Raw genomic sequence first — 16,072 nt, forward strand, 5'->3', positions numbered from 1 at the left:
ACATGTCAAAACTCAAAATCGGAGCGATACCAGATGAAAAACCCGTCAAGATCAGTCTTGATCTGCCGGCGTCCGTGCATCGCGATCTTGTTGCCTATGCCGAGACCCTTTCGCGTGAATCGAGCCAATCTGTAGAGCCCGCCAAGCTGATTGCGCCGATGCTGGCACGGTTTATGGCCACCGATCGCGGTTTCAGAAAGCTTAGGCGTTCAAGTCACCCCTCTGCCGTTGAAGGCGGCGCAGGATAGCGTTCGGCCAAGAGATCCAGGAAGCGCGTAAGCGCCGGGTTCTCATTGTCCTTACGCCAGTACGCGTTAAAGCCCATACGGCTTGGTCCAGAACCGTCCTGGATTTCCCGATAGACCACGCCGGTGAAGTTGGCTCCCACGTCAGCTTCAAGGACCAGACTTATTCCAAGCTCCAAGCTGACGAGGCTCTTGATGATGCCTCGGCTGACATCATGCCGCTCGATTTTTGGCCGCCTCTCATTGGCAACCAGCTTTGAAACCAACAGCTCTTTCAAATCGCTTCCCGGATCACGTTGGCTTAGCAGAACTGTCTCGTTGTGAAGATCGGTCCAGTGGATAGCGTCGCGGATGAGTAGAGGATGATCCTTTGGAAGCACAATGAGAATGCGTTCGCTCCAAACCGGCAGCCTCTTCTGACCGGATAGCGTATGTCCTCCAGGAACGACGGCGACATCGATGGTGCCAATGCGAACAGAATCCATCAGACGCGTGCGCGGCTGTTCGGCTGTGGTGAGTGCGACCATGGGAGTTCGCTTCCTGAACTCCGCGAGGGTGGCTCGTAGATTGCCTGCAGATATTGAGGTGCAGAAACCCACGGAAAGGTGGCCCGCCTCGCCGCGGCCGCTCGATCGGCCCGTTGCGACCAGTGTGTCGAGCTGCTCAAGGATCATTCGCGACATTTGCAGGATCGTTCGCCCGGCGGGCGTTGGCGCAACTCCGCCGGTCGAACGGTCAAAGAGAGCCACTCCGACCAGGTGCTCAAACTGACTGATCGAGCGACTGAGCACCGAATGCTGCACGGCCAGGCATTCGGCCGCCTGTCGAAAACTTCCGCAGTCCGCCGCAGCGACCGCCGATCGCAAATGATGCAGACTGATATTGGTTGATTGCACAGGGCGAGACATGTCTCTTGAGATCGCGGCCGGCAATTTTGGGGAGGTTGAGGGGTTGAACATGCGAGATCTCTACGCAGCTTTCAGCGCCGGTTCCCAGAGCACAGGTGAGCGAAGTGTTCCGGTGTCGCGGACCCGGGATAGTGCGGCCGCGGAAATCTCGAGATAACCAGCGACTGCTTGGGTGTTTCCCAATGTCCTTGCCTGGCCCGCCCGTCGCAAGGGCCACCCAGCGCGTCGCAAGATGCGCTCCATCCGGGCGTCGGTCACCGTTATAATTTCTGTTAGCCGCCTCGAAACGCCGAATTCGATCATGCCAGCGAAGAGCTCGTAGGTCGCGCTGGTCAGCCCGCGCATCGTTCCGCGCGCTCCAGCGTCAACATTCAGCGCAAAACGGCTGCTTTCCCAGACCGAAGGAGTCGCTTTAAAGGGCTGTCCATCGAGCAGCACAGGGAAGGTATCGCGCAACATCGTCGGTCCGGTAGATGGAAGCAGTCGTACGCAGCCCTGAACGCTATAGTTGCTCGACCGCTGAATCAGGTAGACGGGACCGAGTGCATCGAATTCATCGATTTCCATGTCCCCGCTGGTCTGAACGTCCCATGCGAGTCGTTCCTTGAAAACCCTGTATCTAAGTCGGTGCATCTCACAAAGGTCTTCAGCAAAGGCCCCATAGAACTCCTGTGTGATGATCTGCATCATGACCGTGCCTCCAAAGCCGCAGGGCGGGTATTGAAGGGGAATTGCTGGGGATGTGCAGCCTCCTCAGTTAAGGAGGGTGTGATACCGAAATCCGACGCACACATCGGGCGACCCCGGAATAGCAGGACGGTGCCGCGCGAGCATATTTAGTCGGTCTTCGCCCGTGGTGTCGCCGAACATCCTCAGAGCACTATCGACGAGTTTTTACTGTTCGGCCTATATGGAGTGGCTAGAACTCGGGAACGAGACCTAGAGTTTGAGGGGACATTCTATCGAGGATGACACACACCATGTCAGAAATCTCATGGCGACAGGATTGGGTCGATCCCGGCTGGTTCATCGCTGAGGGCATCGGATCAGTCCGAAGCACGGCCAGCTACGGACGACCATGAGGCTGGTGGTTCCTTCCTGCCTGGTTGCCTGACACTGAAGAGAACGACATCGGACCATTCAGGACAAAAGCTGCAGCATTAAAAGAAGCCGAACGTCTGGCTGCCGCCCAAGATCAAATCGCCGGGAATTAATCGCGGTTTGCAGCTCGGGCGTGATGCCGGAACATCGTTTACCCTCGTTAGCTCATCTTGGTCGGCAAGCTGATGGACTCAAGCCGCATGGCGACGCTTTGAGGGCGCCAATTCCAAGGTCGAAGTGCTGGATGCGCTTGGCGGGATGACCCGGCAGACGGGCCAGTATGTCTGCGAGCCGGGCCTGGGGATCGATGTCGTTGAGCTTGGCGGAAGTGATGACGGTGTAGATGGCCGCGGCGCGCCGGCCGCCCGCATCTAGGTCTTTCGGCCAGCGGCAACAAAACGCGCGACGGCCTGGATCGTCGATCGAACGCCCAGCTTGGTCCTGGCGTTGTCCAGGTGAAATGCGACCGTATGGTGAGAGATGCCCATGATGCGGCCAATTTCCCAGGAAGACTTGCCCTGAACGGCCCAATTCAGACATTGGATCTCCCGCCGAGAAAGCGAGACACCATCAATCTGATCGCAGGCACGCAGCTTACGTTGTGCATGTGCATGGAAAACCGTTGCCATAAAAGGAAGTATACGAGCATGCCGCCGTAGGGAACGTCCGAAGGACGCAGCTCGTTCGTTGGCGGCAAATGTGACCGTGGCAACAGCGACGCCGCTCTCGTGAATCGGAACGGTGAAGCCGCAGCGAATGCCAAATCGGGCGGCCTCCTCGAAAACCTGGCGGGCAGGCTCCGAATGTACTTCTGGTCCAAGACCAAGGCCCCACTCAAAGGCCTTGTCCCGGCGAAGGGATTGGATAATCACGGGGTCGAACCGATGATACTGCTGCTGGACGTAATGCGAAGTCCAACTTGATGGATAGGTCGAAATCAGAAGCGGCTGCGCGTCTGGTCTGGAAGGTAAAGTGAGGTAGGCGAAACAACACAGATCGAGCGCGGCAGCAGTTTCGGCCATCCCCAGCCTAAGGTCGTCGACGTCAGTACTTTCGATGAGTTGATCGATGAAAGCTTGGAAAACGTAACGCATTGTCCTTCTCGCTGCAGGCACTCGAAAAATCACACGTTTGACTTTCGCCTCAATCGGTAAACTCAGACATAGGGCTCTTACTCCTTGATCGCTTCATGCCGCACGGACAACGCCTGGATGCAACCCGGATAATGCGCGATTGCGGTGAAATCTGAGCGCTTGCCTCCAATGATGAGATCAAGTCGTACAAGGTCAAGTCGTGCTTGATATCTTGTGATTGTTTTGATGCGGCGTCCCATAGCCGCGCGATCGCAGTGGCAAACAGTCTCCGCTCGACACGAGAATTCGGTCCGGTCATTCGCCACTTACGGCGGCTCGTCGACGATTGCTATGTCGGTCTCGTGCGCTTCTTTGAAATCCTGCGTGATTGCACAAAGAATCGCGGAATTTCAGCGCGACTTGGCTCCACTTTCGCAAGTTTGCACCGCGATTCCCATTAGAAGGGGGCCGTCCAAGAGGAGATTCCAAATGAAGGTCGGTGTTCCCAAGGAGATCAAGACGCACGAATACCGCGTGGGCCTGACTCCTGGGGCTGTCCGCGAATATGTGGCCGCGGGCCACAGCGTGCTGATCGAGACCACGGCCGGTGCTGGCATCGGCGCAACAGACGACCAGTACCGCAAGGCTGGCGCGACGATCCTGGGGTCCGCTCACGATGTATTCGCATCGAGCGAGATGGTCGTAAAGGTCAAGGAGCCCCAGCCTTCGGAATGGACCCAGCTGCGAGAGAACCAGATCCTCTTCACATATCTGCATCTGGCGCCGGACCCCGAACAGGCTAAGGGCCTCATAAAGTCCGGATGTACCGCCATAGCCTACGAGACCGTGACTGGTCCGGCTGGCGGGCTTCCGCTGCTTGCGCCGATGAGCGAAGTTGCGGGCAGGCTTGCGATCGAAGCCGCGGGTGCGGCGCTGAGGCGGTACGCAGGCGGGCGGGGGCTGTTGATCGGCGGCGTGCCCGGTGTGCAGCCGGCCCGTATCGTTGTGATCGGAGGCGGGGTTGTTGGTGCACATGCCGCTCGGATGGCGGCGGGATTGGGTGCCGAGGTCACGATCCTCGATCGTTCGATTCCCCGGCTTCGCGAACTCGACGAACTATTCGAGGGACGCGTTCGCACCAGGTTCTCGACCATAGACGCCGTTGAGGAGGAAGTCTTTGCAGCGGACGTTGTCATCGGGGCGGTGCTCGTTCCCGGCGCCAGCGCGCCGAAGCTGGTCAGTCGCGGCATGTTGAGCTCGATGCGCAAGGGCTCCGTCATCGTGGACGTAGCTATCGATCAGGGCGGATGCTTCGAGACCTCGCGTCCGACGACGCATGCGGATCCAACCTACGAGGTGGACGGCGTCATTCATTACTGCGTCGCCAATATGCCCGGAGCTGTCCCGCTCACCTCAAGCCAGGCATTAAACAATGCCACGCTGCCCTTTGGTTTGGCTCTCGCCAACAAGGGATTTGCAGCAGTGCTCGAGAATCCGCATCTGCGCGCAGGCCTCAATGTCTATCGGGGCCGGCTAACTTATAAGGCCGTGGCCGAGAGTCTCGGCCTGCCCTTCTCACCGATCGAACAGGCCGCGGCCTGATCCCCAGAGGCTCCTTAGGGGGCGTTTTCCTCCCTTACTTGGGCCACTCCTTCCTCCGGAGTGGCCCTTTTTTTGGAGGAGAGCCAGCGCAACTCCGCGCAAGACAGCGTGACTTGCCCTCAGGCTGCGATTTCGCACGACCATCACCGCTGATGGGGGCGCCGGGCGTCGGCATCGGCCAGAAGCGGTGGACCCGTTCGCGCGCGAGCGACATTGCTTGCGACGAGATCGAACCGCTGCCGAGCCAATCACAGCGATCCGCCAGTTGGCTCGATCTTGGCCCAGGAAGCCTCCGTCAGGCGTAGGAAGTTCATAAGCAGCACGTGCCCTTGTTCCGTGAGTATCGATTCCGGATGAAACTGCACGCCAAATGTTGGTTGGAAACGATGTGCGAGCGCCATGACCTCGCCTTCGTCCGAACGCGCTGTCACCGTAAGATGCGAGGCGCGAGCCTCATCGAGCTCAACAACAAGAGAATGGTAGCGTCCAACGCGAAGTGGGGATGGGAGCTCCTTGAACAGCCCTCGACCATCATGCGTGACATACGAGGACCGACCGTGCATAGGGCGATGTGCACGCGCCACGCCTCCGCCGAAAACGCTCCCGATACATTGGTGTCCGAGGCAAATGCCGAGAAGCGGTACGCGACCTGAAAGCTCGCGAACCACGGCCGTGGATATTCCGGCCTCAAGTGGAGTGCAGGGACCCGGTGAGATAACCACTGCGCGCGGCTTCAAGCCAACAAGGTCCCTGACGCTGATCTCGTCGTTCCGGACCACCTTCGTTGCCTCACCAAGGTTGCGGAAATAGCGGGCAATGTTGAAGACGAAGGAATCGTAGTTGTCGATGATGACAATCAAACTGCACCGGATCGTTCAGCACGAAACGCATCGAAGATGCGCTTCGCCTTGGCGAGCGTCTCCTCGTATTCGGCCTCTGGGTCCGACATCGCCGTTATCCCGCTGCCTGCATGAAAGACAGCCACATCGCCGTCGATCGTTACAGTGCGAATCGCAATGTTCGTGTCCATGTGCCCATTAAAACCAATGAAGCCGATCGCCCCGCAATAGAGCTCGCGTGCCACACGCTCGATTTCCGCTATGATTTCCATCGAGCGCACCTTTGGCGCTCCTGTAATGGAACCGCCGGGAAAGCAAGCGCGAAGTAAGGTAACGGCGTCCTGGTCTCCTGCAAGTTCACCCGTAACGACCGACACGAGGTGGTGCACCGAGGCATAGGATTCGAGATCGCACAGCGCTGGAACTTCGATCGAACGCCCAGTGCAGACACGTGACAGATCGTTGCGTAGGAGGTCGACGATCATGACGTTCTCGGCGCGGTCCTTTTCGGACGCAACGAGGATTTCACCTCGGCGTTGGTCTTCCTTCCAATCGGCGGAACGCGCGATCGTGCCCTTGATGGGGCGTGTTTCGACCCGGCCTCCACCGAGCTTCAGGAAACGCTCCGGCGAGCTCGATGCGACGGTCAGCTTGCCATAGCGCAGAAGCGCCCCAAAAGGTGCGGGGTTCGATGATCGTAGCTGGCTGTAGAAGGTGAGGGGGTCGAAGGAAGTTGGCACCCTGGCGTTGAAGCGCTGCGCAATGTTGGCTTGGAAGACGTCTCCGGCCAGAATCAAGCCGACGACGCGCTTGACCGCCGCAACATAGTCCTCGCGGCTGAAGTTCGAATGCCAGGCGCCCACGCTGCCGGAGGATGCATCCCGCGGCGTCTCTGGGTTGGCAAGCAGTGCTGCAAATTCGTCGGCTCGACGGCGTGCACGCTCTGCGCGACGTATAGGATCCTGCTCCGGCCATCCGGTGGAAATGATCCGGCATTTGTTGTGCCGGTGATCATAGCTCACGACTACGTCATAGAAATGCAGGAGCGATTGGGGCAATCCCTGCCCGGGAATTGCGGGCGTCGGCAAGTGCTCTAACGTCCTGTTTAAATCGTAAGCAAGGAAGCCGGCTGCGCCTCCCTGGAACGGGGGGAGATCGGAGCGATGCTCTTGCAAATAGTTGGCGAGAAGGGCGCGAAGAGCTTCCCACGGGTCGCCTTCAAGAGGCTCTCCATTCCAACTCGCCTGTCCGTCCGCGACCATAAAAGTACTGAACGGATCGCAGCTCAGATATGAATAGCGGCCGAGCAATTCATGCTTGGCCGCGCTATCGAGAAACGTAAGCTGCGGTCGATGAGCCAGACATCGCATCGCCATGACGGGCTCGATCCACGGCAGCTCGCGGACGTGCACTGGGCTGTCAGTCACCGATGACTTGCTGTGAGATGTGTTCAGATTGTGATCCCGAGCCGACCGAGAGCGCTGGTCTGGGACCCGGGGACCCTTGAGGCCGATTGTCAGGTTAGCCCCCGCCAGTCGGCTCGAGGCGCCGAGCAACTTGACCTGTTGCAGCCGTTGAGGCCAAGCGCGCATCCGTTGATACGGTGTAATCGGCCGCAAACCGCAGCTCGCGGAGCGGTCGCACCCGGCTAATCGATTCCTGGTATAGGTCGTGAGCCCTGTAGGCTGCGAGTTCCCTTTCATTGTCGAACTCACCGTAGACCACTACGTCGATATCGTTGCCGAACTGGTCGGTCTTGCGATTGCGACCAACCTCGAGCAGGCGTGCATGTGGGATTGTGGTGAGAACTGACAGGCCTTCGATCATTTCGTCGATCTGGGCCTTATCCTTGGTGGTAAACAAAACGATGTGACGAATCATGATGGGCCTGGGGTGATAGGGAAGTAGGCGCATAACTATCTTGGCCTTGAGCGCGCTGCAACATTACCGCAGCGGGGCGCAATCGCCACAACGGCCTTGCTGCTAGAGCTTCTGCCCGCGGTCAAGCGGGGCGCCATTTGCGGCAGGCCTAGCGCAAGCCAGATCCCGCGACGTGAGGCGCCGGCACTCGGGCGGTCATCGTTGCCTCGGTGTCAGGGTGAAACCGCCCTCAAACCCAGCCACACGTCATCGGTGTTGCAGGTTTTCTTGTTGGGATCTCCGTAGACGAAGGTGCCCCGTGAATTCGTCGTTCGTCCATGCGCGTAGCGGTAGTCAACAGCACGATCGGCTCTCCCGGGAGGCATGTGGTGCAACTCACATCGGCGTTTTGAGGCGGTTGATGGTCGCGGCACGTGAGCGCTCCAGCTTTGTCGAGACGGCGTCGCGATCGGGCCGGCCACGACCTAGGCGACACGCTCAAGACGTCGTCCTCAATAGGTCCGTCACGCGCAGCCACTCTCGGGGGTGCAGAAGCACCTTTGGGCGACCGATTTACGATCGGGCTGAGCTGGTCGGATGTCAGCCGATCGTCCCTCTGCGGTAAGGCCGCTATGCCGGACCAATAGTCGATTTCTGCGATGAATTTCTGCGCTAAATAGAGAAACGTCGCATGACGTATGCGCTGGCAGGAAGGAGATTGGCGAATTTCTTCTAGAACAAAGAGATAAACTTTGCGCTTATCGACGGTGCCCGATCGAACGGTGGGCAGGTCAAGGTCAAAGCAACGAGTGCAGGCGGAAATGGATGCCGAAGCGCGACGCGGATTGAGCTACGTCGCGCCCCGCCGCTCGTCGCAAGCCTGAGCCCTCCAACGCGCAATGGGAGATGCAGGAATTGGAGACGGACATGTCCAAAGACCATCAAAAACTTCAGCGCAACACCGTCAAACGGTGCGCCATTTGCGCCGGAAAGTTTGGCCTTATTCGTTACTACTCTTCGCGAACCGCCCTCTGCTCAAAGAGGTGCGTTGAACACTTCAAGTCCCGTTGCGAAGCGGACAGCAATTGGTTGCGGCGATTACCCGCCGCCTGAGCGGTCATCGGCGGTAGAGACGGCACCCGATCCGGAGGACGCGTCTCCTACTGCGGTCCGGAGTGCCGCATGTTTACTGCGGCGCCGAAATCGTTGACGTCGAACAGCGCGCGACAATCTCGCGAGCTGCGCCCCGACCGCAGGGAAGGCGTGGATCTCCATCATGAAGTTTGTATTGGTCAATCACAGGGCCCCGCTCAACAGCGCGGTCTGCACCGCGTGCGCGGAAGTTCTCGGTACCGGATACCTGCGGGACGTGTCGACGCAGAGGCCGTACTGTGGTTACGATTGCTACCTTCGCTACGAAGCCAGGAGCCTGCTGATGCCCTGGCTGAAAATGTCATGTGCCGAAGCGGATGCCTCGAAGCGTCACGCCTCGCCGCTCGAACTCATGACGTCGTTTGCCGCAGCATCCTACTGGTATTCGATCTCACTTGCAGCCTTGCGGGTGGGGGAGCTCATGGCCGTAGAGGTGTCCAACACTGTGCGTGAGGGAACATGGACGTTTGGTTCACCCCCGTGGCGCGGCTACGGAGGTGGCCCCAGCCCGCCGCAATGAGGTCGCTGAGCTTGATGCGTCGATACAGATACCAAGAAGCAGCTCCGTTATTGCAAGCTGGTTTCAGGAATACCAAAAATGGCGGAGCATAGCTTCTGGCGCTTCTCGCGTACGTTGCATCGCGCGATCAATGACCGGCATTTTGAGGACATCGAGGCCCTCCTCGACGAGGAGGTCGACTGGGCGCTCTATGGTCCGATCGACATGTTTCCATTTCTCGGCGCTCGGCATGGCAAGCACGCCGTGCTCGACGTCATCCGGGAGATCTCTGACAATGTCCAGATTCGCCGTTTCGACCGCGAGAGGACTATGCTCGGCGTCGATTCCGCAGCCTCCATGCTGCGCTGTTCCCTGGCGGCGCGCAAATCCGACAAGTCCATCTCGCTGCGCGCGGCGCAGTTCGCTCAGTTCAAGGCTGGCGGCCTCATCAGCATGCGTGTGCTCGTCGACACCTTTGATCTCGTCGAGCAGGCACTTGGCCGGAAAATTCATCTCCCGAAGATGACAAACTGAGATGAGCGGCGCCAGCGGGTCTCTCCCTGTCTTGGGGTCGACAATGGCGCGCGCGCGATGCTTACGCCGGACGCGATCGCGTCTTCAGGGTGACGATGGCGATCGGCGTCAACGTAGACAACTTCGTAAACGGACCGGAGGCCTCTTCCAGTCAGGAGGCGGGAAGGGCGAGGCGCTCAATGGTTTGAATGTGACGCGCGAGCAGGGTGCAGGCTTGATCGACGTTGCGGGCTCGCAGTGCCTGCAAAATCAGCCGGTGATCCTGATTGGACCGCGGTCGCCAGCCGGCACTTCGCGCCATTGCAAACACCAGCCGCGAATTTGCAAGCTGCAGTCCATCGAGACTGGCGAGCAGGCGCGGCATTGCGCAGGGTGCCACCAGCGCGTGGTGAAAGGCGCGGTTGGCCATTTCAAAATCCTCAATTGTCTCGGCATTATCTCCTTCAATGAGGGCGAGCTCGATCCGTGCCAAGTGAGCCGATGTAAGCTTTGGAGCCGCATTGCGCAATGCGACCACTTCGAGCGCGGCCCGCATCTCGGCGATCTCCTTCATCGACTTGGTGTCGAGAGGAGCAACCCGCACACCGCGACGGGGCCGAGCTACGACAAGGTGTTGGGCTTCCAACTGCCGAAAGGCCTCGCGGACCGGAACGTGACTGGAATGGAACTGCCGCGCAACATGATCCTGCCGGAGTGGAGCGTCTGGCTGCAGCGCGCCGCTGATAATGCGCTCACCGATCGAGTCAGCGATGCGGCCGGCAACCGTCGTGTTCTCGTCCATCACCATAGATTATCTACCAGAAAAACGAATGCGCTCACTTAGGACATCCTCTAGCATTGGTCGAGGGTAGTTATCATAGATAATCTCTCGCTTTATCTATGACTGATCGTGAATGGGGGCGTGGCTCTGATGGTTGCTGCTGTGGACGTGAAGCGAAGCGATGGAGCCAACAGCCCGCAGCTCCGCGGAGACTGGACGCGCGCCGAGGTTGAAGTGCTCTATAGCCTGCCGTTTGCCGAGTTGATGTTTCAGGCGCAGAGCGTTCATCGGGCCAACTTCAATCCAAACCACGTCGAAACCGCAAGCCTGCTCAGCATCAAGACCGGCGGCTGTCCGGAGGACTGCGGCTACTGCTCGCAGAGCGCGCATTACGATACCGGGCTGAAAGCCACCCGCCTGATGAATCGCGCCGATGTGGTCGCGACCGCGCAGCGAGCCAAGTACGCCGGAGCGACCCGCTTCTGCATGGCCGCGGCCTGGCGCAGTCCAAAAGACCGCGATCTTGATCAGGTCTGCGACATGGTCAGTGCGGTCAAGGGTCTCGGCATGGAGACCTGCGTCACGCTCGGTATGCTGACGCCGAAGCAGGCTGCGCGGCTCTCAGAGGCCGGTCTCGACTTCTACAACCACAACGTCGATACCTCGGCGCAGTTCTACGGCAAGATCATCACCACGCGCACCTTACAGGATCGGATCGCCACACTTGCATATGTGCGCGAGGCGGGCATCAAGGTCTGCTGCGGCGGCATTATCGGCATGGGCGAGCTCGTCGAGGATCGCCTCGCCATGCTCGTCCTGCTTGCCAACCTACCCAGTCATCCGGAAAGCGTTCCGATCAACCTGTGGAACGAGGTCAAGGGCGTGCCGGTGAATGACACCGCAGAGCGCCCCGATCCCATCGCGGTGGCGCGTCTGGTCGCGACGACCCGCATCATGATGCCCAAGAGCGTGGTGCGGTTGTCTGCTGGACGTCAATACATGAGCGACGAACTGCAGGCGCTGTGCTTCCTGGCGGGCGCAAATTCGATCTTCATCGGCGATGTGCTGTTGACCACCAAAAACCCGAAAGCCGACCGCGACACGAATTTGCTGGACCGGCTCGGCATCACGTCCCGACTCAACGAACACAGCAGCGCGCATGCTGCGCGCCAATTGCATCGAAGGTGACCAATGCAGATTACAGTGATGAAGGGCAAAATCCACAGCGCCTCGGTGACTGAAGCCGATCTGCACTATGAAGGCTCGATTTCGATTGACCACGCGTTGTTGGACGCTGCGGGGTTCTTGATCAACGAACGCGTCGAAATCTACAACATCGACACCGGAGCGCGCTTTGCCACCTATGTGATCGAGGCGCCCCGGGGGTCCGGCATAATAGGGCTGAATGGTGCCGCCGCGCGACTTGCGATGCCTGGAGATAAGGTCATCATTGTTGCGTATGCGACCCTTGATGAGGCGAAAGCGAAATCGTTCAGGCCGCGCGTCGTGCTGGTCGACCGAGAAAACCGCATCCGGTCAGGTTGAAAACCAAAAGATCGGTCTTGGCGCCATTGTCCTTGGCGGCCAATGGAAGTTCCGCGCGATGATCCTAACAGCGAAGAATGAACTCAATCCATATGCCTAAAGTTGTCGACTATGCCGCGGCCTTGCATGCGCTGAAAGAAGACGATCGGCTGCGCAGCCTCAAGCCGCGCGCAGGTATCGATTTCGTATCGAACGACTATCTTGCGCTTGCGAGCGCTCCGCGCATGAAAAAGGCAGTGTTGGCGGCGCTCGAGGCTGACACACCGATCGGAGCGGGTGGGTCGCGGCTTCTGCGCGGCAATTGCGAGGAGCACGAACGTCTCGAAGCGGAAGCGGCACAGTTCTTTGGAGCCGAGACGGCGCTCTTCTTCAGCGGCGGGTATGTCGCAAATTTTGCTGTTTTGACAACGTTGCCGCAGCGCGGCGATCTCCTCGTTCTGGATGCTCTCGTGCACGCGAGCATCCACGAAGGCGCGCGGGCTGGCCGGGCCGACTTTCGCATAAGCGCCCACAACGAGCCTCAGTCGGTCGAAAACACAATCCGCGACTGGCGCGACCAGGGCGGAATGGGCCGGGTCTGGATCGTGGTTGAAAGTCTCTACAGCATGGATGGCGACTTCGCGCCGCTCGAAGACCTCGTCGCTATCGCGGACCGGCACGACGGGTTCCTGATGGTCGATGAGGCCCATGCCACAGGCGTCTACGGGGAGCTGGGACGAGGACTTGCCGCCTCCTATGAGGGGCGAGGAAATCTGTTGGTCGTTCATACCTGCGGCAAAGCGCTGGGCGCTGCAGGCGCGCTCGTCACCGCCTCAACGGCTATGCGCGACTTTATGGTCAATCGCTGCCGCCCGTTTATCTTTGCCACTGCGCCCTCACCATTGATGGCCGTTGCCGTGCGGGAAGCCCTGTTCATCCTGCAGCAGGAACCCGAGCGGCAGCAACGTCTGGCCAAGCTTGTCGCCTTCACGCATCGGGAGATCGGCGTGCGCGGCGGGCAAATTCCTTCGGCCTCGCAGATCGTGCCTTATATCGTTGGCGACAACGCGCGGGCGATGCGGCTCGCATCGAGACTGCAGGCTCGCGGTTTCGATATCCGCGGAATCCGGCCGCCAACCGTTCCCGCGGGCACGGCCCGTTTGCGAATTTCACTGACACTCAACGTCGGGGAGGATGACGTGCGTGCAATGCTCGATGCGCTGTTCGAGGAGACGAGAGGTGAAGCCAGATGAGCCAGCAGATCGTCGTGACAGGCACAGATACCGGGATCGGAAAAACGGTGTTTTCCGCGGGCCTCGCCAATCTCCTCGGCGCGAATTACTGGAAGCCGATTCAGGCCGGCCTCGAGGGAGAGACCGATACTGAGGTCGTAACCCGGCTGGGCAGTATCTCAGCCGATCGCATCGTGCCGGAGGCTTACCGTCTTCGGACGCCCGCTTCTCCGCACTATTCCGCCGAAATCGACGGAGTTCGCATCGACGCGGATTCGCTCCATGTGCCGCAGACCGGCGAGCGACCGCTCGTGATCGAGGGTGCCGGCGGGCTAATGGTACCACTGAACGGCAGCACACTTTATATCGACATCTTCGAGCGTTGGCGGCTCCCCGTCCTGCTTTGCGCCAGCACGCGACTAGGGACGATCAATCACTCGCTGCTCTCGATCGAGGCTCTGCGAAAACGCCAGATCCATATTCTTGGGATAGCATTCATTGGCGAAAGAAATGCAGAAACGCAGAGTGCAATTCGCGAGATGGGTCGGGTGCGTTGGTTGGGGCGACTGCCCTGGCTTTCGCCGCTCACACCAGACACGTTGCAGGACGCGTTCAAGAGCTCGTTCCGAGCCGACGATTTCAGGCCATGATGCCAATCAACATGACCTCAACCCAAGAAGTCGTCGATCTGGCATCGGTTCACGCAGTACTGGATGACAGCTTGGTTTCAAAAAAGCTGGTCTGAGTCTCGGCTCATGGTCATAGACCCTGCAAATGGTGAAGCTCGCCGCGTCCCCTTCAATCCGCCGCTCGAAGCAAGATACATGTCGGTTGACGGCTGCTTCGCAGGCAACTGCCTCGTTCTGAACACGGGCGAGGATGGCGCTCTCCTTGAGAATATTCCGCCAACGCTGGATGAGTTCTTTTTGATCTTCACTTCAGCGGCAAGGCCGGTTTTACGACGATGCAAGAGAGCATGGGTTCGGGGCAGCACGATGAATGTCGACTATCATCGCTAGCTGCGCAAGGCATATGTAGGAAGCAAATAAAGGAGCAACAATGCGCCGCTTCTGCGTCAACCAGATCAATGCCTTCATGGCGGAAGCAATGAATGAGCACGATTTGCGAGAGCGGTCGGGTGTGCGTTGGCGAGCGCGAGTGCTCGGGCCGTCCCCTCTCGTTGCAAACACACCAAGGCCCGCGTTCAAGACCTCATTCCGTGCTGAAGATTTCAAGCCATGACGCCAAAGAAGACGTCGGCGATCTGGCATCCGTTCACACAACACGCGATTCAGGGCGAGATGACAAAGGTTGTGCGTGGCGACGGTACTTATCTCTACACCGCGGATGATCGCCGCATCATCGATGCAATCTCATCCTGGTGGGTCGTGACCCACGGTCATTGCCAACCGCACATTGTCAGTGCGATTCAGGAACAGGCGGGCAAGCTCAACCAGATCATCTTTGCCGGCTATACCCACGATCCGGCTGAGGAGGTCGCGGCGCTACTCTTGAAGCTCGCACCCCCTGGGCTCGACCATGTCTTCTTCTCCGACAGCGGCTCCACGAGCGTGGAAGTCGCCTTGAAAATGGCGATCGGCTATTGGAATAATACCGGCGAGCCGCGGACACGCATTGTCGTGATGCAACATTCCTATCACGGCGATACAATTGGGGCGATGTCGGTGGGAGCCCGGGGCGTGTTCAATGACGCATACGGGCCCTTGCTGTTCGATGTTACCGCAATTCCGTTCCCTGCAGAAGGTCGTGAACAAGCAACCCTCGATGCGCTCGCCTCCGCATGCCGAAACGAAAGCCCCGCAGCCTTTATTGTGGAGCCTTTGATCTTGGGGGCGGGCGGGATGCTGATGTACCCCGCTTGGGTGCTAAGACAAATGAAGCGGATCTGCGAGGCCTCTGGCGTCCTGTTCATTGCCGACGAGGTCATGACGGGCTGGGGCCGTACCGGAACACTATTCGCCTGCGAGCAAGCCAATATCACTCCAGATATCGCCTGCTATTCGAAAGGCCTCACCGGAGGGGCGCTCCCACTGGCAGTGACGCTCTGCCGCGCGGACATATTCGATGCGCATTACTCAAAAGATCGTACGCGTACGTTCTTTCATTCGAGTTCATATACAGCGAATCCGGTGGCCTGCGCCGCCGCAAAAGCGAATCTGGATCTGTGGCAAGATCCGGAATCTCGCCAGCGCGTCGCGTCTGTCGCCACAATGCAAGAGCATGCAATCGAGCCATTCCGCGCCGACCCGCGCTTTGCAAACGTCCGTCGGACCGGCACCATCACAGCGCTCGATCTGAAAACGAGCGATCCGGGGTATCTGGCAAACATCGGTCCGAAGCTTCAGGCCTTCTTCGAGCGCCGAAATCTCCTGCTGCGACCACTCGGCAACACGATCTACGTGATGCCACCTTATTGCGTCAGGGCGGTCGATCTTGATCAGATCTACGCTGGTGTCAGGGATGCTGCCGATGCGCTGGCTTGAAAGTGCGGCTCGAGCGCGAGCTAATGGAACCCAGCTGCTGCCGTAAGATGAATATGCTGGCCGAACCTGAACCTGCCGGTAGCTTTGGCAAAGCATCCGAGCCGCTGTCGCAGATATGCCAATGCTGGGCCCGGCAGCAACTCGCCAGATGTGAGAAGTTCGGTAGCGCGCTGTCGCGGTGGGGAGCCGGCGCGATGCAAAGTCGCTCCGCATAAATGTGGTGGTTGAAAAGCCTCCGC

16 protein-coding genes and 1 pseudogene are annotated in these 16,072 nt (G+C 59.1%); 9 read left to right on the top strand and 8 right to left on the bottom strand.

Annotation, left to right across the window (positions count from 1 at the left end):
- Positions 1–2 precede the first annotated feature (2 nt).
- Positions 3–248 carry a DUF2274 domain-containing protein gene (locus K3F49_RS33900; RefSeq protein WP_234685210.1) on the top strand — a complete coding sequence of 82 codons (246 nt, stop codon included), beginning with the start codon at positions 3–5 and terminating at the stop codon, positions 246–248.
- Here K3F49_RS33900 and K3F49_RS33905 read toward each other — a convergent pair.
- From K3F49_RS33905 to K3F49_RS33920, 4 genes and pseudogenes are all read right to left on the bottom strand, one after another.
- Complete coding sequence (locus K3F49_RS33905; protein WP_346657379.1) at positions 215–1,204, bottom strand: LysR family transcriptional regulator; 990 nt, start codon at positions 1,202–1,204, stop codon at positions 215–217. The two genes, K3F49_RS33900 and K3F49_RS33905, sit on opposite strands and share 34 nt — an antisense overlap.
- A gap of 9 nt (positions 1,205–1,213) precedes the next feature.
- Positions 1,214–1,843: an acyl-homoserine-lactone synthase gene (locus K3F49_RS33910; RefSeq protein WP_234685211.1), complete on the bottom strand. Its 630-nt coding sequence runs from the start codon at positions 1,841–1,843 to the stop codon at positions 1,214–1,216.
- Between the two features lie 571 nt (positions 1,844–2,414).
- A pseudogene (locus tag K3F49_RS33915) lies at positions 2,415–2,626 on the bottom strand (transposase domain-containing protein); the annotation flags it as partial.
- A complete protein-coding gene (locus K3F49_RS33920; protein WP_234685212.1) occupies positions 2,626–3,348 on the bottom strand; it encodes a LuxR family transcriptional regulator in 723 nt (240 codons plus the stop codon). The gene K3F49_RS33920 and the pseudogene K3F49_RS33915, both read right to left, overlap by 1 nt.
- A 468-nt stretch (positions 3,349–3,816) precedes the next feature.
- Between K3F49_RS33920 and ald the strand changes: the two genes are divergently transcribed.
- Positions 3,817–4,929, top strand: coding sequence for an alanine dehydrogenase (gene ald, locus K3F49_RS33925; protein WP_234685213.1), 1,113 nt, complete (start codon positions 3,817–3,819; stop codon positions 4,927–4,929).
- 248 nt (positions 4,930–5,177) lie between these two features.
- Here the strand turns inward: ald and K3F49_RS33930 are convergent, their stop codons facing one another.
- From K3F49_RS33930 to K3F49_RS33940, 3 genes are all read right to left on the bottom strand, one after another.
- Positions 5,178–5,789, bottom strand: a complete 612-nt coding sequence (locus K3F49_RS33930) for an anthranilate synthase component II (RefSeq protein WP_234685214.1) — start codon at positions 5,787–5,789, stop codon at positions 5,178–5,180.
- Positions 5,786–7,195 (bottom strand): aminodeoxychorismate synthase component I, encoded by a 1,410-nt coding sequence (pabB, locus tag K3F49_RS33935; protein WP_234685215.1) that lies wholly within the window; start codon positions 7,193–7,195, stop codon positions 5,786–5,788. The genes K3F49_RS33930 and pabB overlap by 4 nt, the downstream gene beginning before the upstream one ends.
- 94 nt (positions 7,196–7,289) lie before the next feature.
- Positions 7,290–7,649, bottom strand: a complete 360-nt coding sequence (locus K3F49_RS33940) for a Dabb family protein (RefSeq protein WP_234685216.1) — start codon at positions 7,647–7,649, stop codon at positions 7,290–7,292.
- 1,255 nt (positions 7,650–8,904) lie between these two features.
- Between K3F49_RS33940 and K3F49_RS33945 the strand changes: the two genes are divergently transcribed.
- Both K3F49_RS33945 and K3F49_RS33950 read left to right on the top strand, forming a co-directional pair.
- The gene (locus K3F49_RS33945; RefSeq protein ID WP_234685217.1) at positions 8,905–9,300 is read left to right on the top strand and encodes a hypothetical protein; all 396 of its coding nucleotides are present in this window, start codon (positions 8,905–8,907) and stop codon (positions 9,298–9,300) included.
- A gap of 78 nt (positions 9,301–9,378) precedes the next feature.
- Entirely contained in the window at positions 9,379–9,813 is a 435-nt protein-coding gene (locus tag K3F49_RS33950) for a nuclear transport factor 2 family protein (protein WP_234685218.1), read from the top strand.
- Positions 9,814–9,964: 151 nt separating this feature from the next.
- Here the strand turns inward: K3F49_RS33950 and K3F49_RS33955 are convergent, their stop codons facing one another.
- On the bottom strand, positions 9,965–10,600 hold the full coding sequence (locus K3F49_RS33955) for a GntR family transcriptional regulator (protein ID WP_234685219.1): 636 nt from the start codon (positions 10,598–10,600) through the stop codon (positions 9,965–9,967).
- Between the two features lie 123 nt (positions 10,601–10,723).
- Here K3F49_RS33955 and bioB point away from each other — a divergent pair, with 123 nt between their 5' ends.
- The 5 genes from bioB to K3F49_RS33980 all read left to right on the top strand — a co-directional run bounded on the left by bioB (position 10,724) and on the right by K3F49_RS33980 (position 15,833).
- Positions 10,724–11,761: a biotin synthase BioB gene (gene bioB, locus K3F49_RS33960; RefSeq protein ID WP_234685278.1), complete on the top strand. Its 1,038-nt coding sequence runs from the start codon at positions 10,724–10,726 to the stop codon at positions 11,759–11,761.
- A 3-nt stretch (positions 11,762–11,764) separates the two neighbouring features.
- Positions 11,765–12,118: an aspartate 1-decarboxylase gene (gene panD / locus K3F49_RS33965; protein ID WP_234685220.1), complete on the top strand. Its 354-nt coding sequence runs from the start codon at positions 11,765–11,767 to the stop codon at positions 12,116–12,118.
- Between the two features lie 77 nt (positions 12,119–12,195).
- Positions 12,196–13,350 (top strand): 8-amino-7-oxononanoate synthase, encoded by a 1,155-nt coding sequence (locus K3F49_RS33970; protein WP_234685221.1) that lies wholly within the window; start codon positions 12,196–12,198, stop codon positions 13,348–13,350.
- Positions 13,347–13,979: a dethiobiotin synthase gene (bioD, locus tag K3F49_RS33975; protein WP_234685222.1), complete on the top strand. Its 633-nt coding sequence runs from the start codon at positions 13,347–13,349 to the stop codon at positions 13,977–13,979. Before K3F49_RS33970 ends, bioD begins: the two co-directional genes overlap by 4 nt.
- A 588-nt stretch (positions 13,980–14,567) precedes the next feature.
- Positions 14,568–15,833 carry an adenosylmethionine--8-amino-7-oxononanoate transaminase gene (locus K3F49_RS33980; protein ID WP_234685223.1) on the top strand — a complete coding sequence of 422 codons (1,266 nt, stop codon included), beginning with the start codon at positions 14,568–14,570 and terminating at the stop codon, positions 15,831–15,833.
- Positions 15,834–16,072 lie beyond the last annotated feature (239 nt).

Origin of the sequence: Bradyrhizobium monzae (genome assembly GCF_021458635.1) — a bacterium.
In the GTDB taxonomy this organism is placed as follows: domain Bacteria; phylum Pseudomonadota; class Alphaproteobacteria; order Rhizobiales; family Xanthobacteraceae; genus Bradyrhizobium.